This window comes from Bradyrhizobium sp., from assembly GCF_036735945.1.
Classification (GTDB): Bacteria; Pseudomonadota; Alphaproteobacteria; order Rhizobiales; family Xanthobacteraceae; genus Bradyrhizobium.
Window position 1 is genome coordinate 123,528 of sequence record NZ_DAINNI010000001.1, and the last position, 21,067, is coordinate 144,594.

General features: G+C 61.7%; 15 protein-coding genes, 1 tRNA gene and 2 pseudogenes. 9 read left to right on the plus strand and 9 right to left on the minus strand.

Going from position 1 to position 21,067, the window contains the following annotated elements:
• Positions 1-97: 97 nt before the first annotated feature.
• Positions 98-1,324, minus strand: coding sequence for an ABC transporter substrate-binding protein (locus tag V7E26_RS00560; RefSeq protein WP_324412462.1), 1,227 nt, complete (start codon positions 1,322-1,324; stop codon positions 98-100).
• A gap of 327 nt (positions 1,325-1,651) precedes the next feature.
• A complete protein-coding gene (locus V7E26_RS00565; RefSeq protein ID WP_324412340.1) occupies positions 1,652-2,938 on the minus strand; it encodes an NAD(P)/FAD-dependent oxidoreductase in 1,287 nt (428 codons plus the stop codon).
• 84 nt (positions 2,939-3,022) lie between these two features.
• Between V7E26_RS00565 and V7E26_RS00570 the strand changes: the two genes are divergently transcribed.
• The 4 genes from V7E26_RS00570 (at position 3,023) to V7E26_RS00585 (ending at position 9,791) form a co-directional block, all read left to right on the plus strand.
• Positions 3,023-3,862 (plus strand): Crp/Fnr family transcriptional regulator, encoded by an 840-nt coding sequence (locus V7E26_RS00570; RefSeq protein WP_324412342.1) that lies wholly within the window; start codon positions 3,023-3,025, stop codon positions 3,860-3,862.
• A 185-nt stretch (positions 3,863-4,047) separates the two neighbouring features.
• Complete coding sequence (locus V7E26_RS00575) at positions 4,048-5,286, plus strand: ABC transporter substrate-binding protein (RefSeq protein WP_324412344.1); 1,239 nt, start codon at positions 4,048-4,050, stop codon at positions 5,284-5,286.
• 271 nt (positions 5,287-5,557) lie between these two features.
• Entirely contained in the window at positions 5,558-6,688 is a 1,131-nt protein-coding gene (locus V7E26_RS00580; protein WP_324412346.1) for an efflux RND transporter periplasmic adaptor subunit, read from the plus strand.
• 10 nt (positions 6,689-6,698) lie between these two features.
• Positions 6,699-9,791, plus strand: a complete 3,093-nt coding sequence (locus V7E26_RS00585; RefSeq protein ID WP_324412348.1) for an efflux RND transporter permease subunit — start codon at positions 6,699-6,701, stop codon at positions 9,789-9,791.
• Between the two features lie 49 nt (positions 9,792-9,840).
• On the opposite strand, the gene V7E26_RS00590 is transcribed toward V7E26_RS00585, so the two are convergent.
• The 3 genes and pseudogenes from V7E26_RS00590 to V7E26_RS00600 form a co-directional block, all read right to left on the minus strand.
• Positions 9,841-10,677, minus strand: a complete 837-nt coding sequence (locus tag V7E26_RS00590; RefSeq protein ID WP_324412350.1) for an alpha/beta fold hydrolase — start codon at positions 10,675-10,677, stop codon at positions 9,841-9,843.
• Between the two features lie 388 nt (positions 10,678-11,065).
• Positions 11,066-11,479, minus strand: coding sequence for a hypothetical protein (locus tag V7E26_RS00595; protein WP_324412352.1), 414 nt, complete (start codon positions 11,477-11,479; stop codon positions 11,066-11,068).
• Positions 11,480-11,670: 191 nt separating this feature from the next.
• A pseudogene (locus tag V7E26_RS00600) lies at positions 11,671-12,192 on the minus strand (IS66 family transposase zinc-finger binding domain-containing protein); the annotation flags it as partial.
• Positions 12,193-12,194: 2 nt separating this feature from the next.
• Here V7E26_RS00600 and V7E26_RS00605 point away from each other — a divergent pair.
• A pseudogene (locus V7E26_RS00605) lies at positions 12,195-12,422 on the plus strand (site-specific integrase); the annotation flags it as partial.
• Positions 12,423-12,445: 23 nt separating this feature from the next.
• Here V7E26_RS00605 and V7E26_RS00610 read toward each other — a convergent pair.
• Positions 12,446-12,521: transfer RNA gene (locus V7E26_RS00610), tRNA-Ile, on the minus strand.
• A gap of 172 nt (positions 12,522-12,693) precedes the next feature.
• Between V7E26_RS00610 and V7E26_RS00615 the strand changes: the two genes are divergently transcribed.
• A complete protein-coding gene (locus V7E26_RS00615; RefSeq protein ID WP_324412357.1) occupies positions 12,694-13,656 on the plus strand; it encodes a TAXI family TRAP transporter solute-binding subunit in 963 nt (320 codons plus the stop codon).
• A gap of 110 nt (positions 13,657-13,766) precedes the next feature.
• On the opposite strand, the gene V7E26_RS00620 is transcribed toward V7E26_RS00615, so the two are convergent.
• Positions 13,767-14,978: an ABC transporter substrate-binding protein gene (locus V7E26_RS00620; protein ID WP_324412359.1), complete on the minus strand. Its 1,212-nt coding sequence runs from the start codon at positions 14,976-14,978 to the stop codon at positions 13,767-13,769.
• Between the two features lie 176 nt (positions 14,979-15,154).
• Here V7E26_RS00620 and V7E26_RS00625 point away from each other — a divergent pair, with 176 nt between their 5' ends.
• The 3 genes from V7E26_RS00625 to V7E26_RS00635 all read left to right on the plus strand — a co-directional run bounded on the left by V7E26_RS00625 (position 15,155) and on the right by V7E26_RS00635 (position 19,422).
• A complete protein-coding gene (locus V7E26_RS00625) occupies positions 15,155-16,267 on the plus strand; it encodes a molybdopterin-binding protein (RefSeq protein WP_324412464.1) in 1,113 nt (370 codons plus the stop codon).
• 1 nt (position 16,268) lies between these two features.
• Positions 16,269-18,230 (plus strand): molybdopterin biosynthesis protein, encoded by a 1,962-nt coding sequence (locus V7E26_RS00630; RefSeq protein WP_442893334.1) that lies wholly within the window; start codon positions 16,269-16,271, stop codon positions 18,228-18,230.
• 61 nt (positions 18,231-18,291) lie between these two features.
• A complete protein-coding gene (locus V7E26_RS00635) occupies positions 18,292-19,422 on the plus strand; it encodes an FAD-dependent monooxygenase (RefSeq protein ID WP_324412363.1) in 1,131 nt (376 codons plus the stop codon).
• Here the strand turns inward: V7E26_RS00635 and mobA are convergent.
• The gene (mobA, locus tag V7E26_RS00640; protein ID WP_324412365.1) at positions 19,419-20,084 is read right to left on the minus strand and encodes a molybdenum cofactor guanylyltransferase MobA; all 666 of its coding nucleotides are present in this window, start codon (positions 20,082-20,084) and stop codon (positions 19,419-19,421) included. The two genes, V7E26_RS00635 and mobA, sit on opposite strands and share 4 nt — an antisense overlap.
• Entirely contained in the window at positions 20,029-20,919 is an 891-nt protein-coding gene (fdhD, locus tag V7E26_RS00645; protein ID WP_324412367.1) for a formate dehydrogenase accessory sulfurtransferase FdhD, read from the minus strand. The genes mobA and fdhD overlap by 56 nt, the downstream gene beginning before the upstream one ends.
• Between the last annotated feature and the right edge of the window lie 148 nt (positions 20,920-21,067).

Below are 21,067 nucleotides of genomic sequence, written 5' to 3' on the forward strand. Positions count from 1 at the left end.
ACCCTGAATTCCGCAAGGGCGTTGCGAAGGTCAGCTGCTTTGCCGACGCTCGTGCCAGCCACTGCGAGGATCGCCTCGCCGGACTGTCCGAGATGCCTCAGGCACCGCTGGTTTCGCCACCGATGATGGGCCCGAACCGCTGCCAGGTTTCGTCCTTGAATCGGATCAACTGAAGCTGCCTGATCGGGGCGAAGTTGTTCACGCTGGTGTTGATGGTGATCCCGGGAAGCAGCATGCCGGGGTCAAAATTCTTCAGATTTGCGGCCTGTTTCATGACGTTTGCACGCGTCAGATCGTTGCCGCATTGCTTGAGCACCTGAACCATTGTCCGAGCCACGGCATATCCATAGACGGTTGCTGCGTCGGATTTGTCTACATCGGGCGCATATTTGTTCATGAAAGCGTTCCACTGCTTCATGTCCTTGTCGCTCTTCCATTCGGGATCGGTTGCATCCTTCAGGTAAGCGGCCGAGATGATTCCTTGCGCAGCGTCAAAGCCGGCTGGCTTCAGGACGCTTCCGACGGAGGCGCTGACATTGTTCAGGAAGAACATCGGATGCCAACCGATTTCGCTCGCCTTCCGGATTGACTGCGCGGCGAACTTCGGGGTCGAAAAGTCGACAAATACGTCAGCCCCTGACGCCTTCAGGTTGACGATTTCCGAGTCGATTGTCGGCTCCGATACGTCGTAGGCCTGTTCCGAGACGATCATACCCTTCGCCTTGTCGCCGAGACCATCGATCAGGCCCATGAGGTAGTCCTTGCCGTAATCGTCGTTCTGGTAGAGGACGCCAATCTTCGCGTTCGGCTTGTTCTTCAGGATATATCTGGCGTAAATGCCGGCTTCGGCGTGATAGTTGGGTTGCCATCCCATCGTCCATGGAAAGCTTTTCGAATCATTCCATTTGGTTGCGCCGGTTGCCACGAACAATTGCGGTACCTTCTTCTCGTTCATGTAAGGACGAATGGCCGTGTTTGTCGGCGTGCCCAGGGAGTTGAAGATCAGCAGCACCTGATCGTCTTCGACAAGCTTGCGGGCCCGCGCGAATGTCTTGGGTGGACTATATCCGTCATCGTAGGAGATGAAGTCGATCTTGCGGCCATTGACGCCGCCTTCGTCGTTGACCTTGCGGAAATAGGCCGCCTCGACGCGGCCAATCACGCCATAGGCGGACGCGGGACCGCTATAAGGCATGATATTCCCGATCTTGATTTCGGTATTGGTGGCACCGGGGTCGTATTGGTTAGCCGCCAGCGCGGATCCCGCTGTGACCATGAGGGCGACAGCCGACACCGTTGCGGCTCGCCAGAATGCAGGGCGCATCGTTCTACTCCTCGTTGTTTCGCCTTCGGAAAGGGAAGGTGAGGTGAGACGCCCCTTGGCGGACAACGCGGGTCCTTCAATTTGGTTCAATAATTGTAACCAATTATTGCTTGCAGCGCCGGGCCGGAAGCCGGTGCTTCGGTTGCCTCGACGAGGCTTGTCACTTCGACAAGAAATTTGCGATAGAGATGCGCACCGCCGGAGCCGTTCCATCCGAATAGATCGTGACCGGATCCGGCCGAGACTTCGGCGGCCGCGCGCGGCGACGTTTTGTGCCGGGATGTGATCGACGGTGACGACGCTCATGATGGTCGCCTGGAGTGATGGCTACCCGACCCGTTGAAGTTGCCCAACGAGATCCCGCGTCCTTATCTGCCGTCGCGACATGATCAACTCTCGTGCGGCATCCACAAGGCCGAACTTATTCCATAGCAGAACACCTCTCACATAGCCGTCCTTCAAATAGTAGATCAGGCCCTCGCGGAACTTCTCATCCCAGTCCTCGACGATCTCCAGACGGCTGTCGATCTCGCCGACCGCTTCATAGCCGAGGTCGAACAGGTCGGAACAGAAAAACGGAAGATGCCGGTAGGGCTCGGAACTGCCAGTCATGTTGTGGCCGGCCGTGCGTCCCATGACGGCCGCATTGTCCTCGTGCTCGCAGCGGATCCGTTGCTCCAACGCAGAGCATGGAAAATTGGCGACGTCGCCGGCGGCAAAGATATCGGGAGCGCTGGTGCGCAGCAGCTCGTCGACAACGACCCCTCCTGCTACATCAAGTCCGGCGCTCTTCGCGAGAGCGACATTCGGATCGGTCCCGATACCGGCGACGACCGCGTCGACCACAAGGCCGGCGCCGTCGCTTCCGGTATGAACGACGAACCTGTCGCCCTGCCTCTCGACACTGCTAACGCGCTCGCAAAATCGAACATCGACGCCATGCTTGCGGAAATAGACGTTCAGGAAGTTGGCGAGCGGGCGTGGAAAAAGTCGATTTCCGATGCTGGGACCTGCAAAGACCAATGAGACCTTGCAACCGCTCATTGTAAGGGAGGCTGCCATCTCCGAACCGATGAAGCCGCCGCCGATGACAGCAAACTCGGCGCTCCGGTTTGCCAGATCGCGGACATGCCTGAAGTCGGAAAGTCGCCGAAAGTAAATGACGGAGGGATCACTGCCGTTCAGCCGGCGCGGCGATCCGCCGGTCGCCAGCAGAAGCTTGTCATACGCAAAGACGTCCCCGGCGGCACTCGTCACCATCTTGCGGATCGGATCGAGTGCGACAATTTGCGTGCCGAGGCGAAGCTCGACAGTTTCATCGAGCGGCCGCCAGATGGTGTCCACAGCCTGGCCCCTCCAGAGGCCCCTTGAAAGGGGCGGTCGGTCGTACGGCGGCTCGGGTTCCTCCGACACGACCAAGATCAGACCCGTCTCGCCGGTTTCGCGAATGGCCCGAACAGCCGATTCGGCCGCGCGACCTCCGCCAACGATGAGGTACTTTTGTCTATCCATCAGGGCCGCTCTCGGCGATTTCCGCCCGCTCCGTGCCGCGCCGTCCGTGGCAAGACGCGATGCTGGAATTCGTTGGGAACTTCGATCCATGGTATGAGTCATAAATGTTGGCGTGCATTAACGAGTTTCGTTAACATGGATCAATTCGCACGCAGTAGCGCGCCACCTCTTGGCCGGAGAGCGTTCATGCCTGCGCCGAAAAAGGCGGCTTTTGCCCGCAGGCCTGCGTCCAGTGAGGCCAACACACCCTGTGCGCGTGCGGCTCTCGTGCTCCCCCATCTAGACGAATTGACCAGTGACAGCCTGTCGAGCGAGCACGGGCGCGGCGTCAGAACCGCGAAGGTCCGCAAGAACAAGGACGTTGTAATCAGCGGTAATCACTACGATTGCGTCTATCTGAATCACGACGGCTGGCTTGCTCGCTACAAGATCCTGCACAACGGCTCTCGTCAGATCTTGGACTTCATCTTGCCGGGCCAGGTCTTTGGGCTGCAGGCCTGCCTTTTCAAACGCGCCCTTTACTCAGTCGTCACGATCACGGAGACCTCGCTCTCGACCATTCCATTTGACATGGTCGACAACGTTTTCGAGCGAGATATCGTTCTGGCAAAGGCTCTATTCTCGTCGGCTGCCTACGAAGGCGCCATCCTGGGCGAGCATCTCATCGATACCGCCCGCCGATCGGCATATGAACGAGTGAGCCACCTGCTCCTGGAATTGTTTGTAAGATTGAACCGAGTCAAATTGACCGATGAAATGACGTTTTCCATTCCCTTGACGCAGGAACTTATTGCCGATGCACTGGGCTTGACCACGGTTCACGTCAATCGCACATTGCGTGCTCTGCGCGAGGATAAGCTCATTGCGATGGATGGGCGGTTTGTCACGATCCTCGATTTTGAAGCCCTGTCACTGTTGTCGGATTTCGAAAACTCTTATTTGGGCGACGCCGTCCGAACCCTGCGAGATGCAGAGCGTTCCGCCAGGATCGATGGACTGCATCGACGCGGAAAGACAACCCCGTAACGTCTCGAACGTTTCGCGATCGGACGGGGTGCCGCCGTTCTACTCCCGCGGCCAATGTGATTGATCCAGATTTATGTCGAGGATCAAAGAACTGGAGCCACGTTCGGCTAACCTGCCTGGTGTCGACGCGGCCGCGAGGGCCGGCCCCGCAATCGTGAACAGTCGGGCCGAAGGACCCACTCAACATGCGAGTATCAATCCTGTGGGCAATACTTCTGACCATTGCGCTCTGCGATGTTCCCGCTCAAGCGCAACAAACAGGCGAAACACCGTTAACCGTCAAAATAGGCGTTCTCAGCGACATGTCCGGCCTTTACGCGGACGTTGGCGGGCCGGGATCGGTAGCTGCGGCCAACATGGCGGTCGAGGACTTTAATCCCGCCAGTCATGGCATGAAGGTCGAGATCGTCTCCGCCGATCATCAGAACAAGCCTGACATCGGATCGGCAATTGCCCGCCGCTGGTTTGATGTCGATCAGGTCAACGCGGTCGCGGACGTACCCAATTCCGGCGTAGCGCTCGCCGTAAGCAATGTAACGCGAGAAAAGAACCGGGTGTTTCTCATCTCGGGAGCGGCGGATTCCGATCTTACCGACAAGCAGTGCTCGCCGAACACCGTGCACTGGACCTACGATACCTGGGGTCTCGCGCACGGCACCGGAGAAGCCATCGTGCGGCAGGGTGGCAAGACCTGGTTCTTCCTTACGGCGGACTATGCGTTCGGCCATGCGCTCGAGCGAGATACCGCGGCCGTTGTCAAGGCGGCCGGCGGCAAGGTGCTCGGCGCTGTACGCCACCCCTTGAACACGTCCGACTTTTCCTCCTTTCTGCTGCAGGCCCAGGGCTCGAAAGCGCAAGTGATCGGGCTCGCCAATGCCGGTGGCGACACGATTAACGCGGTCAAGCAGGCCGCCGAGTTCAGGATCGTCCAGGGTGGACAGCGGCTCGCGGGACTTCTCGTATTCCTGTCCGATGTTCACGCTCTCGGGTTGCAGACCGCGCAGGGCTTGACGCTGACCACCGCATTCTATTGGGACCTCAACGACAAGACCCGGGCATTCGCGAAACGCTTCGCTGCCCGCGACGGCGGCAAGTATCCGACAATGGTTCAGGCGGGAGTGTATTCCTCGGTGCTTCATTATCTCGAGGCGGTTGCCAGGGTTGGCTCTCCCACGGACGGCACGAAGGTTGTCGAAGCCATGAAGGCAACCCGCTACGAGGATCCACTATTCGGTGACACCGTAGTTCGCCAGGACGGCCGGGCGATCCATGCCCTGTACCTGGTCGAGGTCAAGAAGCCGACGGAATCGAAGGGCCCCTATGACTATTTCAAGGTGCTCGCCACCATTCCGGCCGACCAGGCGTTCCGCCCGCTCGCCGACGAGAAAGGTACGTGCGGGCTTGTGAAAGCCGCATCCCGGTAGATCCGCCCGGTCGAGGCGCAGCAGCTTTTCGATACCGAGTGATCGGACGCGATCGATGGGACCGAACGGCGATGATGAAGAGCGCGAGATCACGAGGACGATCGAAAATCCCAACCGGAGTTCGACGGCCGGGGCGGCGTTGCCGTCTGGAAAAGGCCTGCAATTTGCGATCACAGTTCTGCGATCCGCTCCTTGAGGAGCCAGATCCGGTGGCGCGCAAGGCGGGTGCAGGCGTTATGCAAGTGTACTCAGTGCAAGTTGGAACTCCCGCATGCCTCAACGTATGGCCATCATGCTGGTCGCTGTCGGCCTGGTTTTCGCGGCGATCTTCGGGTTTGAGGCTTTCAGGGCCAGGATGATCCAGAACGCGATCGTGAGCCTGAGGAACCCACAGCAGACGGTTTCCACGATCACGGCCGGCACGCAAGATTGGCAGGATCGGCTGGAGGCCGTAGGCAGCACCCGGGCAGAGAAGGGGGCTGACCTTAGCCCGCAGGTTTCCGGCATCGTGAAAGCGATCCATTTCCAATCCGGCGAGAAAGTCGAACAGGGAGCCATGCTGGTCGAACTGGAGGACGCCGACGATATTGCCCAACTGCAGGCGCTCGAGGCGACAGCCGCGCTGGCGCAACTCAATTATGACCGAGCCAGCCAGTTGCTCAAGACCGACGCCGTTAGCCAGGAGACCGTCGATACCGATTTGTCGACGCTTAAGAACGCCCGGGCGCAGGTCGCGCAGCAGCGGGCGCTGGTAAGCTACAAATCGATCAGGGCTCCCTTTTCCGGCCGGCTCGGCATCCGGCAGGTCGATCTTGGCCAGTATATTGCGCCGGGCGCGCCGATCGTGACGCTGCAGCAACTCGACCCGATATTCATCGATTTTTACCTGCCGCAGCAGTCGCTGGCCAAGATCAAGGTCGGGCAAGCCGTCACGGCCGGGGTCGATACCTATCCTGACCTGGAATTCACCGGCAAGGTTCTGGCGATCAACCCGCTGGTCAACACGGCGAGCCGGAACGTCCAGGTCCGCGCGACGTTCAAGAATTCGGACGAGAAGCTCCTGCCGGGAATGTTCGCAACCGTCGACATCGAGGTCGGCGCTCCGAAAAGCTATGTGACGCTGCCGAAGACCGCGATCCACTATAATTCCTATGGCGACATCGTCTACGTGATCGAAAAATCGAAAAAAGGCGCGGACGGACAACAGCATGAGGTTGCGCAGCAGATATTCGTGAAGACCGGCCAGACGCGCGGCGACCAAGTCGCGGTGCTCAATGGAATCAAGCCAGGCGATGTCGTGGTGACGGCAGGGCAGAGCAAGCTCCACAACGGGTCGCCGGTCCGGATCAACAACGAGGTGCCGACAGCGTTCAGCGCGAATCCGCAGGTCTCTGAAGAATGAAGGGCATGCGATGAGCTTCACGGACCTTTTCATTCGCCGGCCGGTTCTCGCCACCGTCGTAAATCTGATGATCCTCGCGCTGGGTTTGCGTGCCATGGGTTCGTTGCCGGTGCTGCAGTATCCACGCACCCAGAACGCCGTCGTAACCGTCACTACGACCTACTACGGCGCCGATCCCGACGTGATCGCCGGATTTATAACGACCCCCCTCGAGAATGCGATCGCGCAAGCGAACGGCATCGACTACATGAGTTCGAATAGCGCGAGCGGTGTCAGCACGATAACCGTCAACCTCCGCCTGAACTTTGATGCCGACAAGGCGCTGACCGAAATCAACACCAAGGTTAACTCGGTCCTGAACCAGCTTCCCTCGGGATCGCAGCAGCCGGTCCTGACGGTGCAGATCGGCCAGACCGTGGACGCCATGTATCTTGGCTTCGACAGCGAAGTACTGGCGCGCAACCAGATCACCGATTATCTCGCCCGGGCCGTGCAGCCGAAGCTGCAGGCGGTGCCCGGCGTGCAGACTGCGGAGATACTGGGCGCGCAGAATTTTGCACTGCGCGCCTGGCTCAAGCCCAAGAAGCTCGCCGCGTACGGCTTGACGGCTACCGACGTTTCGGCGGCGTTGGCGCAAAACAATTACATCTCGGGACTCGGCGCCACCAAGGGACAGATGGTGGAAGTCAATCTGACCGCGTCGACCGGCCTGCACACCGAAAGTGAATTTGCCAACCTGATCGTCAAACAGGCGGGTGGCGCCATCGTGCGGTTGAAGGATGTCGCCAATGTTACGCTCGGCGCGGACAGTTATGAAACTGAGGTCGCGTTCGACGGCAAGCCGGCGGTCTATATCGGCATCCAGGTGGCGCCGACAGCCAATCTACTCGACGTCATCGCCGGCGTGCACAAGATCTTTCCGGCGATCCACGCGGCATTGCCGAACGGCCTGCAGGGCCGGATCGTGTACGATTCGACGAATTTCGTGAATGCCGCCATCCGCGACGTGGCGCGGACCCTGGTCGAAGCGCTGTTGATCGTCAACCTGATCGTGTTCCTGTTTCTGGGGTCCGTTCGTTCGGTCTTCATCCCGATGGTTGCGATTCCGCTGTCATTGGTCGGCGCTTTCACGATGATGCTGGCGCTCGGATTCTCGATCAATCTTCTGACCTTGCTCGCGTTGGTGCTCGCCATCGGGCTCGTTGTGGATGACGCGATCATCGTCGTCGAAAACGTCAATCGCCATCTGGAGGAAGGCAAGACACGAGTCGTCGCGGCAATCGAGGCGGCACGGGAGCTAGGCCGCCCGATCATCGCAATGACGGCGGTCCTGGTCGCGGTCTACGTCCCAATCGCATTCCAGGGCGGCTTGACTGGCGCGTTGTTCACCGAATTCGCATTTACCCTTGTCGGAACCGTGACGATATCAGCCGTCGTTGCGCTTACTCTATCGCCGATGATGAGTTCGCGACTCCTGAAAGCCAGCGGCACCACGCAAGGCCGGCAGGAGCGCTTTGTGGCTTTCGTCGATCGCCGCTTCGATGCCTTGCGACGCTTCTACCTGAGATGGCTGCACGGCAGTCTCAACCATGTCCCCGTGACGATGGTCTTTGCATTGCTGGTGCTGTCCAGCATTTATTTTCTCTATGCGGGCGCCAAGAGGGAACTCGCCCCGCAGGAAGACCAAGGTGTCGTGATCGCATCGTCGACGCTCGCGCCGAACGCCACGCTGCAACAGAAGGTACTATATGCGCGGCAGGTCTATCGGATCATGAAGCAATTTCCGGAGGCCGATCACGTCTTCCAGATCAACTCTCCCGCCACCGTGGTCGCCGGCATGGTGCTGAAGCCATGGGACGAGCGTGACCGAACGAGCAATCAACTCCAGCCGATCGTTCAGAGGAAGCTCGACCAGGTCGCTGGCGCGCGCATCGCCGCGTTTCAATTGCCTCCGTTGCCAGGCAGTCGGGGGTTACCGATACAGTTTGCAATCAAGACGACCGACTCGTTCGAACGGCTCAATGATGCCACCCAGCGATTTCTCAAGGCTGCGCTCGACAGTGGAATGTTCATCTTTCTCGATACGGACCTCAAGATCGATAACCCGGAAGCCATGGTCGAGATCGATCGCGACAAGGCCGCGCAACTCGGGCTCAAAATGAGCGATGTTGGCAACGCCATGGCGACGATGCTGGGCGGCGGATACGTCAATTACTTCAGCCTCGATCAGCGCTCCTACAAGGTGATTCCGCAGGTTCAGCGGCAGTTTCGTCTGAATACGGACCAGTTGCTCAACTACTACATCGCGAACGTCTCCGGCGTACCGGTATCCCTATCGACGGTCGCGCACGTCACTACCAAGACGGTGCCGGAGACACTCAATCATTTCCAGCAGCTCAATAGCGCCATCATCCAGGGAGTTGCGGCCCCCGGTATCGCTCAGGCCGACGCGCTGGATTTCCTCAACAACCTGGCGGCCAAGATGCTGCCCCAGGGCTACACCGTCGACTACGGCGGATTGTCCCGTCAGTATATCCAGGAATCCTCCGGCTTCCTCCTTACCTTCGGGTTTGCGCTCATCATCATTTTCCTGTCGCTGGCGGCGTTGTTCGAAAGCTTCCGGGACCCGTGCATCATCCTGGTCTCCGTGCCCATGTCGATTGCGGGCGCGCTGGTTTTCGTGAGTCTCGGTATCGGTGGCGCATCGCTGAACATCTACACCGAAGTCGGTCTGGTGACCCTGATGGGCCTGATCAGCAAACATGCGATTCTGATCGTCGAGTTCGCCAACGAATTGCAGCGCAACGGCATCTCCAGGCGTGAGGCCATCGAACAGGCTGCCGGCATCAGGCTTCGTCCGATTCTGATGACGACCGCGGCGATGGTGCTCGGTGTGGTTCCGCTGATCGCCGCAAGTGGCGCCGGTGCGGTTTCGCGGTTTAACATGGGGCTCGTGATCGCGAGCGGGCTTTCGATTGGTACGCTGTTTACGTTGTTCGTGGTCCCGGCGGTCTATCTGTTGATCGCAACCGACCATTCCCGCGAGGTAGAGCGAGGTGCCTCTCAAATCCCGCCGTCGGGCGATGCAGTAAGCACGGTCTGAAATCGACGTCGGTTCGTATACACTCTGGTGCCAAGGCCCGCTACCGGCGCTAGGAACGCGGCGCGCTTGCCTTGGAAACGATTAGGTCATCGGTATTGGCCGGCCCGAGTTCGCTGGCGCTGCCGTTGTCGAGAAACTCGTCGAGCATGGCTTGGATCTTTTGCTTCGCGAAAATGGGACCGCGGTCGCTCATCCAGGTGTGCTGAAAGCGGGTGTGGACAATGTCAATACCGTCCGCCTTGGCTTGCTGGGGGGATGGCAGCACGCCAGGATCGGTTACGAATTTCGGATCCGTTGAGCGGAATGAAAGAATCTTCAGCGTTTTACGAAGTACGAAGGGAACTCGCAGATTATCGAGCGTGATTACTTTCGAAACCAGGTCGGGGTGCAGCTTGGCGAAGTACATGGCGGTGTCACCGCCGTTCGAGTGTCCGACCAGCGTCAAATGACCGTAGTCGGCACTCGGCTGCAGTTTCTTTAGTTGCTGGATCACGAACAGAATGTTGGCTTCGCCTTTTTCGTAGACTCCGCGCCGGCCGACATAGGGCAGGCCGACCTTGGTCGGCAGGGGCGGATCAGTCGGCAGATCCTGCTGAACGCTGGCCACCAGGTATCCCCTGGCGGCGAACACGTCGGCCAGAAACGAATACTCGGTGTTCTTGACGGTATTGCCGTTGCTGATGATGGCGACCGGAAGCTTCCAGTATCCGTCATCCGCCTTCATCTCGTAGTCCCAGCGTACGGCAAGGTCGACGGCGATCGGCCGCTGCCGTACGGTGTCGAACAGATTCAGCGTCTCGTGCCGAATGCCCCACTTGCTGATCGCAAAATGAGCTGCGACGGCGACGGCGCAAAGGCACAACAAGACCGCAATTCCGCGCTTCATCGTTCCCGTCCCTAATCATTTTGATTCAACAGATAGTGTAGAAACGCAGAGGGTGCGTGGAAGCCTGGCCGGACCAGTATTAAATTTGAGAAAGCCATCTTCGCCGAGTGCGCTTTGTCGCGGCCTCTTCGCTGGACATCGTCACAGCGATCTCCTCAACCCGATATGGATCGTCATTGTGCAGCGCCTGCAGGCCGGCACTCTGGAGGCCGGCCTGCGCCGCGAAATCCAATTTGTTCGGGGGCGATGGAGAGCGCGCAAGAGTGCCCGACGCATCGAGCGGGGGCCGTTCAAAGCGCGCTGGCGGGTCAGCTCGCGCGCGGCGGAACACATCTGCGCGGAGCGGGAAATCTGCGCGTACAAAGCCGCGACGGATTGTTCTGTCGATTTAGAGCCAGGAGCTGCCGACCTCGGTCAGGTGGAACACGATGCCGATCCCGATGCCGCCAATTACCGCCGCTGTCATCGGCAAGAGAATTTCCACGGACGCGCTGAGGGCCGTGCGTCGACCTTGCCTCGTGTCGAAGTCGCCGGATATCCACGCACGCCACGAACGAGCGGCGCTGCCCGCTCTATCGACGGGCTTGCGTCCGAGAAGATACAACACCGTCGGAATCGCGGTGATCATGAAGAAGAGCGCGCTAATGACCCCGAGATTGAGCTCCAAATATCCTCCCTGCGAAAAGAGGGTCCACGCTGACAACACCAGACAGAATGAGAGCCCAGCGAGGGCGACATGGACGAACGGATGGAGTTGATCCGATATTTGAGGGGAGGTTTCCTGATCGATCTTGTTTTTCATAACGATGGCCTCCAAGACTGAGGGACCGATGGGTCTTCGCTTTGTCAGAAGCGTTCCAGACTAGTATATGGGGAGAGGTTGCGGGCAGCCGATATGCCGCGAGCGCAACCAGCCATTAAATAATCGTCATCTGAGTCTAATTGGCTTGCTTAACCACGCTTGTTGCATTCGGACGCACAAGTGGAACACATCGTCGCGAGGCCCTTGGCGATCGGCCGTTCTGGCGCAGGCGCCTGGTGGACGGTGCCGCAGGCGCGGCAGCCGTAGCGGGGCCGGCAGATGCGGATGACCCGCATGCGGGCCTGCACATGGTCGAGCATCTCACCGATTGTCTCACCGATCAGATGCAGCGCTCCGCCGCAGCAAGGGCAGGCCTGGCTCTCAACATCGGACCGGACGTCCTCGCGGGCCAGATGGGCCGGCAGGTTCGGTCGCTCCGCCGGTCTGGCGGCCTTGGTGTTGACGGCAGGAAGCCTGGCCTCGATTCGCGCCAACTCGACTTCGATGCCCTCAAGGCCGAGGTGCAATTGGTCGTCATCGGGGCGTTCGGCCCGTCGGACAAACTGGCTACGCCGTAGCTTCTTGATGATGAGATGGAGCCGTTCGATCTCGGCCTGCGCCTCGCTGAGGCTGGTGCGCTCGGCTGCGAGCGATCGCACCAGCCCTTGTAACGTCTCCACATCATCCGGCAGGGCCGCGAGATCGATGTTCATGACCGCAGGGAATAGCTGACACCGCGGCAACCTGGCTTATGCAAAGAGGCGCAGATCCATGGCAAGCAGCCGGTTAGCTCGGCATGTCGCTTGGGGTTCTGCTCAACACCTACGGCCACCATCATCCAGATCATTTGTCAGATGCCGTCGAAAAGATCGCGATGCGCGAACCTACCCACGAACGAAAAGCGCACGTATCTGGCGCGGTAATCCCCCTGCGGCGAAATTGAACGGAATAAGTTGTTGATTTCATTGGTGGGCCCGGCAGGACTCGAACCTGCAACCAGACCGTTATGAGCGGCCGGCTCTAACCGTTGAGCTACAGGCCCCGCCGCGGAGCGGCCGCGGGAATTGGGCGGCCGGCAACGGTGCCGCCATCGTTTACAGGGGAGATCGCGATCCGGCAATGCCGGGTTTTGGGCCGAAAACGCGCTTTCGCAAACACTCAGGCTTGCCTACAACCTCCGTTGCATCATTCGTCATCGAACGCTTGAGGCCAACATGAAACTCGCTTGGATTGCCTGCACTGGCCTGCTGCTTGCAAGCGGCGCCACGGCACAGGATGGAGGCAAGGCTATTACCAGGACCACGATCAGTCTCGGTACTGCGACGCCAGGCGGTGGCTTTCCGGTTTACGGCAACGCGTTCGCGGAAATCATGAATGCGGCCGATCCGGCGCTGTCGATCGAGCCGCGCAACACCAAGGGCTCCAACGAGAATATCCCGCTCCTGGAAGCCGACCAACTCGATATTGCGCTGGTGGCGGGAGAGCCGGCTTACGAAGCGTTCATGGGCATCGGCCGGAAACCGACAAAGCTGAAGATCCTCACCGCGATGTATTCCAGCCCCGGCATGTTCGTGGTGCGGGCGGACAGCCCCTACAAGACGATCAAGGATCTGGTCGGCCAGCCCGTGGCATTCGGCGCCAAGGGATCGGGCCTGCCGATCCTGTCGCGCTATATCCTCGACGGCATCGGGCTGAAGCAGGACGAGGACTTCAAGTCGATCTATCTCGACCGCGCCGGCGACGGCCCGGCCATGGTGCAGGATGGCCGCGCCGCCGCGCTGTGGGGCGCGGGCATCGGCTGGCCCGGCTTTGCCGCGATGGCGCAGGCGCCGGGCGGCGCGCGCTTCATCGCGCCTGACGCCGGCGAGATCGCGCGCGTCCGCGCCAGGCACACCTTTCTCAAGCCGCTGACCGTGCCGGCCAACAGCTATCCGAACCAGCCTGCCGCGATCGATTCCATCGGCTCCTGGAGCTTCGTGCTCGCGCGCGAAAGCCTGCCCGACGACGTCGCCTATCGGCTGGCGCGCACGCTGCACGGTTCGGAGGCCGCGCTCTGCAGGAAGCTGCCGCAGGCCTGCGAGACCACGGCTGCGAACACGGTCGCGGCCGTGCCGAATGCGGCGCTGATTCATCCCGGGGTGATGAAGTTCCTGAAGGAAGCGGGGGTGGTGAAGTAAGAAGCTGCGCTTCTATAGGCGTTAGTCATTCCGGGATGGTCCGTCAGGACCAGACCCGGAATCTCGAGATTCCGGGTTCGCTTGCGCGCCCCGGAATGACTGCTACGCAGTCATTTCTTCCCCAACGCACACGCCGGATCGGGCGGGCCGAACGCTTCATCGCCAGGGATCTTGGCGAGGATCTGATAATAGTCCCACGGATATTTCGATTCCTCGGGCTTCTTGACCTGCACCAGCCAGAGGTCGTGCACCATCAGATTATCCTCGCGCAGCTTGCCGTTGCGCGAGAAGAAATCCTCGATCGGCTTCTCGCGCATCTTCGCCGCCACTTTCAACGGCTCGTCGGTGCCGGTTTCCTTGATGGCGCTGAGATAGCTCATGACGGAGGAATAGACGCCGGCCTGCCACATCGTCGGCATCCGGTTCATCTTGGCGAAATAGCGCTTCGACCATTCGCGGGTCTTGTCGTCCATGTCCCAGTAGAACGACGTCGTCAGCAGCAGACCCTGCGCCGCCGGCAGTCCGAGCGAATGGATGTCGGTGATCAGTGCCAGCAGCGCCGCCATCTGCTGGCCGCCCTTGAACACGCCGAACTCGGCGCCGGTCTTGATCTCGTTCATGTTGTTCGGCGGACCGGCGGCGATGCCGATGATCTTGGCTTTGGACGCCTGCGCCTGCAGCACGAAGGACGAGAGATCGGGCGTGGCGAGCGGCGGCCGCACCGAGCCGAGCACCTTGCCGCCATTGGCGGCAATGACGGTGGAAGCATCGCGTTCCAGCGAATGGCCAAAGGCATAGTCGTCGGTGATGAAAAACCAGCTATCGCCGCCGCGCTTCACCACCGCCTGCGCGGTGCCGACCGCAAGCGCCCTGGTGTCGAACACCCATTGCATCGCGTATGGCGAACAGAATTTGCCGTGGAAATCCGCCGTGCCGGTCGAGTGCACGATCAATAGCTTCTTCTTCTCGTTGGCGATGTTCTGCACGGCAAGGCCAACGGCCGAGACCGGCACGTCGACGATCAGGTCGACCTGATCGACGTCGTACCAGCGCCGCGCGATGCCGCCGCCAATGTCGGGCTTGAGCTGATGATCGCCGACGACAATGCTGATCGGCTTGCCCAGCACTTTGCCACCGAAATCGTCGACCGCCATTTGCGCCGCCGTCACCGATCCCTCGCCGGTCGGCGTCGACGCCGGGCCGGTCATGTCGGTGAGGACGCCGATCTTGACCACATCGTCTGAAATTTGCGCGAGCGCGGCGGTCGATCCCAGCAGCGCAGCCGCGAGTACTCCCAGCCTGGAAAGGTTCCTGGCGAACATCCGTTTCTCTCCCATCGGCTTGATTGGCCGGATCATTTGATCGGCGGTTGGCTCCGCCAATTGGTCTCATTTGCAACTATTCCGGACCTGCGTCAATCGGCCGAAAGGAGCAGGGAGAACTGTTAGCGGTAACGGGCTCTGTTTATTTCCAACCCGATTCAGGGCATAGCCGGGCGATGACGTCGCTCCAGCGCCTGCCGACTTCCCTGACGCCACTCGACGCCGCACTTGCAGTGCTGCTTGATGATGTGGAACCGATCGCTCCGGTCGAAGCGGTGCTCGCGGAGACGGTGGGATGCACCGCTGCTGAAATGCCGCCGCTCCCAGTTCATCCTTTGCGCGACATCGCGGTGGTGGACGGCTACGCCTTTTCCGCGCGCGATCTCGTCGGCGCGTCGTCCTATTCGCCGCTGCCACTGCTGGCCGCGCCCGCCTGGGTCGAGGCCGGCGAAGTCATGCCGCATGGTTGCGACTGTGTGCTGGATGCGGATTCCGTCGACATCTCCGGTCCGATGCCGCAGGTGTTGGCGGAGGCCATACCGGGGCAGGGCGTGCGCCGGGCTGGCAGCGAGTTTGCCGCGGGCAGTCTCGTGGTCCGGGCTGGGCAGCGTGTGCTGCCGCGCCATCTTGTAATGGCGCGCGCCGCCGGATTGGAGCGCATAAAAATCCGCCGTCCGCGCCTGCGCATCGTCAATGTCCCCGGCGGCAGTGCAACGGCGGCTTTGATCGCGGAAAGCGCGCGCGCTGAATCCGCCGATATCATCCACGTCACCGCTGCCTCCCGCGATGCCGTATCGATCGGCGCGGCGCTTGATACCGGTGCCTGCGATTTGCTCCTGATTGTCGGTGGCTCCGGCGTGGGCCGCACCGACGCTGCGGTGACGGCACTCGCTGCGCGTGGCGCGGTTCTCGCTCACGGCATTGCCCTGCAGCCCGGGCGCACCGCGGCCGTCGGGCGCATCGGCAAGACGCCCGTCGTGGTGTTGCCCGGCGCGCCGGACCAGGCGCTGGCGGCATGGTGGACGCTGGCGTTGCCTCTGCTCGATCGTCTCGCCGCTCGAGCGCGACGGCGGACGGTCAATTTGCCGCTGGCGCGCAAGATTGCATCTCAGATCGGGCTCGCCGAGATCGTGCTTGTGGAACGCAACGAGGATATGTGGAACACGCTGGCGGTGGGCGATTTGTCGCTGGATGCGATCGGCCGCGCCGAGGCCTGGCTTGTGGTATCAGGCGGCTCGGAAGGATTTGCGGCAGGCAGCACTGTCGATGCCTATGTGTTGCGGGAGTGATATGAGCTCTGGAATGACCAATACGCCCTCGCCGAGAGACCGCGATACCAGCGAGCAGGATCAGTTCCTGACGATCCTGTCGCGCGAGGACGCGCTGGCACGGTTCGAAGCGGCGCTGTTCCCGCGCGCCGTTCCGACGGAGATGCGCCCGCTTGCTGATGCGCTCGGCTGCGCGCTCGCCGAAGACGTGGTGGCGCCGATCGATGTGCCGCCGTTCGACCGCTCCAATGTCGACGGCTTTGCGGTGCGCTCGGCCGATCTTGTGTCGGCCGGCGAGGCTTCGCCGCTCCGCGTGATGCTGAACGACGAGGTGATCGCCTGCGGCACCGCGCCGACGCGGCCGGTATTGTCGGGAACGGCGACGCCGATCGCGACCGGCGGTCCGGTGCCGCGCGGGGCGGACGCCATCGTGATGGTCGAGCATACGCAGCCGGCGGGACCTCGCGCGATCGAAATCCGCCGCGCCGCTTCGCCTGGCCAGTTCGTCTCTTATGCCGGTTCCGATATCGCGCGCGGCGAGGCGCTGCTGCGCGGCGGCACGATCGTCGGCTCGCGCGAGATCGGCATGCTGGCAGCCTGCGGCATCGCGCAGGTTCCGGTCGCGCGACGGCCGCGCGTTGCCGTCATTTCCACCGGCGACGAACTGGTGCAGCCCGGACAACCGTTGCGGCCGGCTGCGATCTACGACACCAACGGCGCGATCGTCACCGCGGCGATATCGGAGAACGGCGGCGAGGCCCGCTTTCTCGGCGCAATCCCCGACGACGAAGCGCAGCTCGAAGACGCGATGCGCAAGGCGCTCGCAACCAGTGACATGCTGGTGCTGTCAGGCGGCACTTCCAAAGGCGCGGGCGATGTCTCCCACCGCATCATCGGACGGCTCGGCAAGCCCGGCATCATCGCGCACGGCGTCGCGCTGAAACCCGGCAAGCCGCTGTGCCTTGCAGTCTGCGACGGCAAGCCCGTGATCATCCTGCCGGGCTTTCCGACCTCGGCGATGTTCACCTTCCACGACATGATCGTGCCGGTGTTGCGGCGGATGGCCGGCTTGCCGCCGCGTTCGGACGCCAAGGTCAGTGCGCGCGTGCCGGTGCGGATCGCTTCCGAGTTGGGCCGCACCGAGTTCGTCATGGTGTCGCTGGTCGAAGGAGCCGACGGCTTGATCGCGTACCCCACGGGGAAAGGCTCCGGCGCCATCACGTCCTTTGCGCAGGCCGACGGCTTCCTGCGCATCGATGCGCTGGCAGACCAGATGCCGGCAGGAAGCGAGACCGAAGTCACGCTGTTCACGCCGCATGTGCGGGTTCCGGATCTCGTCATCGTTGGCAGCCATTGCACCGGGCTCGATCTCGTCACCGCGCCGCTGGCGCATGGCGGGCTCGTGGTGCGCTCGATCGCCGTCGGCAGCCTCGGCGGGCTCTCGGCCGCCAGGCGCGGCGAGTGCGATTTTGCCCCGATCCATCTGTTCGACGAGAAGAGCGAGACCTACAACACGCCCTATCTCAGCGACGACCTCGAACTGGTGCCGGGCTGGCGCCGCATGCAGGGCATCGTGTTTCGCAAGGGCGACCGGCGCTTCGAGGGTTTGAGCGCGGAAGAGGCGGTGCGCGTGGCCCTTGCCGATCCCGCCTGCATCATGGTCAACCGCAACCAGGGGGCCGGCACCCGCATCCTGATCGATCGCCTGCTCGGCGGCGCGCGCCCGGACGGCTACTGGAATCAGCCGCGCTCGCACAATGCCGTGGCTGCGGCCGTCGCGCAGCACCGCGCCGACTGGGGCATGACCATTGCGCCGGTCGCGCATGCGTCAAACCTGGGTTTCATTCCCTTTGCCGAAGAGCATTATGACTTCGCGCTGGTAAAGGCGCGCAAGCAGAGGCCGGCCGTGCAGGCCTTTCTCGAAGCGCTGGCGTCGGAGGAGCGACGCGCGGTGCTGACGCAGGCAGGTTTTCGGCCGGCCTGAAGCGGACGCGGACTGAAGAAGCCGTCAACAGAAACGGCTCGGGCTCGGGCGGGGGATGGGAATGGCAAGACCGCTATCGATTGCGATCATTGGCGCCGGCATGGGTGGGCTCGCGACCGCCGCGGCGCTGGGGCGGGTCGGCATCGACGCCACCGTCTATGAGCAGGCGACGCAATTCGCGCGGATCGGCGCCGGCATCCAGATCGGCTGCAATGCCATGCAGGTGCTGCGCGGACTCGGGCTGGAGACAAGGCTGCGCGGCCAATCCTTCTATCCGCGTTCCTGGAACAACCGCGACTGGCGCACCGGCGACATCAAGTTCGACATGATCTTCGGCGAGAGCGCCGAGCAGAAATTTGGCGCGCCCTATCTTTTGGCGCACCGCGGCGATCTGCATGCCGCGCTCGCCAGCGCCGTTCCCGATGCATGCGTCAGGCTCAATTACAAACTGGTCGGGCTGGAGGAAAGCGGCGAGGGTGTCCGATTGGCCTTTGCCAATGGCGCGAACGTCGTTGCCGACGCCGTGATCGGCGCAGACGGTGTCCACTCGATCGTGAGAGATATCCTGTTCGGCACCTCGCCGGTGAATTTCACCGGGCGGATCGCCTACCGCACCACCTATCCCGCCGCGCTGCTCGGCGGCGAACAGATCGACGATTGCACCAAATGGTGGGGCGAGGATCGCCACATCGTCATTTATTACGTGAAGCCGGACCGCAGCGAGATCTATCTCGTCACCAGCCAGCCGGAGCCGGATTTCCGGATCGAGTCATGGTCGGCGAAGGGCGACGTCAGGGAGTTGCGGAAGGCGTTCGCCGGCTTCCACCAGCAGGTCGAGCAGGTGCTGGGCGCATGCCCCGACGTCCACAAATGGGCGATCGTCGACCGCAATTCGCTGGAGCGCTGGACGGATCGCAATGTGACGTTGCTCGGCGACGCCTGCCATCCGATGACGCCGTACATGGCGCAGGGCGCCGCGATGGCGATCGAGGATGCTGCCGTGCTGTCGCGCTGTCTCGACGGCGTGGAACGGGAAGGCGTTGCGCATGCTTTCCGCCGTTTCGAGGAAACGCGAAAGCCGCGGACGTCGCGCATCCAGGATACCTCGCGCGCCAATACCTGGCTCAGCGGAAAAACCGATACCGACTGGGTTTACGGCTACGACGCCTGGTCCGTGCCGCTGGCCGCCTAACCCCCATCCAGGATGGCCAGCCGTTCCGCCTCCGCGATATCGTCCATGGTGTTGGCGTTGAAGAACGGGTCCAGTGGCGCAACCGGCCATGTCACGGTGGCCAACCTGTAGCGCGCGGTCCAGCGGTCGATCTTCCTGACATCTTCGACGACGAGTGCGTGGCGAAGCTGTTCGCGCAAGCCGACGTTCCAAAGCCCGATCACCGGATGTGACTGGCCGTCGGAAGCCGCCACCGCGAGTTCGGCATTGTCAGCTTCGAGTGCATCATAGAGCCGCGACACCAGATCGCGTGGCAGGAACGGACAATCCGCGGCGGCGCTGAGTACGAATTTCAGGTTCGGCCGGTTGGCCGCGGCCCAATCGAGCGCTGCCAGGATGCCCGCGAGTGGACCAGGAAAATCAGCGACACCATCGGCAATGACCGGCAGGCCGAACGCCGCAAAGCGGGCGGGATCGCCGTTGGCATTGAGGATCAATCCGTCGCACTGCGGCGCAAGCCGCGCGATCACGCGGTCGAGAATGGTGCGGCCGCCGATGGTGCGCATCGGCTTGTCGCCGCCGCCCATTCGCCGTGCGAGGCCGCCTGCCAGGAGAACGCCGGGAATATTATTCGTCACGCTCTTCGCCCTTGCGCTTGTGGCGCGCGGATTCTTCCTCGACATAGTCGAGGTTCTGGTCGAACACGATCCGCTCATGCCCCGATAGCGCAATGAAGCGCTTGCCTCGCGTGCGCCCTACCAGCGTCAGCCCGACCTGCCGCGCCAGCTCGACGCCCCATGCGGTGAAACCTGAGCGCGAGACGAGAATGGGAATGCCCATCCGCACCGTCTTGATCACCATCTCCGAGGTGAGGCGGCCGGTGGTGTAGAGGATCTTGTCGGTGGGATCGACGCCGTGGCGATAGATCCAGCCCGCGATCTTGTCGACCGCGTTGTGACGGCCGACGTCCTCGGTGTAGCAGACCGGCGTGCCTTCCTTGCAGAGTACGCAGCCATGGATCGCGCCGGCTTCCAGGTAGAGCGACGGCATGGTGTTGATCGCGCGCGTCATCTCGTAGAGCCAGGAGGTGCGCAGTTCAGCCTTCGGCAGCGCCACGCTTTCCACCGCTTCAAGCAAATCACCGAACGCCGTGCCCTGCGCGCAGCCGGAGGTCTGCGTCCGCTTCCTCAGCTTTGCCTCGAAATTGGTGTGGTGCTCGGTGCGCACCACGACGACTTGCAAATCGTCGTCGTACTCGACCTCGGTGACGATGTCGTCGTATTTCAGCATGTTCTGGTTGAGGAGGTAGCCGAGCGCCAGATATTCCGGATAGTCGCCGATCGTCATCATGGTGACGATCTCCTGCGCGTTCAGGTACAGCGTCAGCGGCCGCTCCACCGGCACCCGGATCTCGACGAAAGCACCGGTCTGGTCGGTGCCGGCAACACGCTCGGTCAGCCGCGGATCCTCCGGATTCGGCACGATCAGGGGGGCTGGGGCTTTTTCCATCTTCATCATAGGACGCAGGTTAGCATGACATTACCTGTCGGCTGATATAAGCACCGGAGTTAACAAGTCACGGTTTACTCCGTCATGGCCGGGCTTGTCCCGGCCATCCACGCGCTTCTTGCTGCGACAAGGCGAGACGTGGATGCCCGGGTCAAGC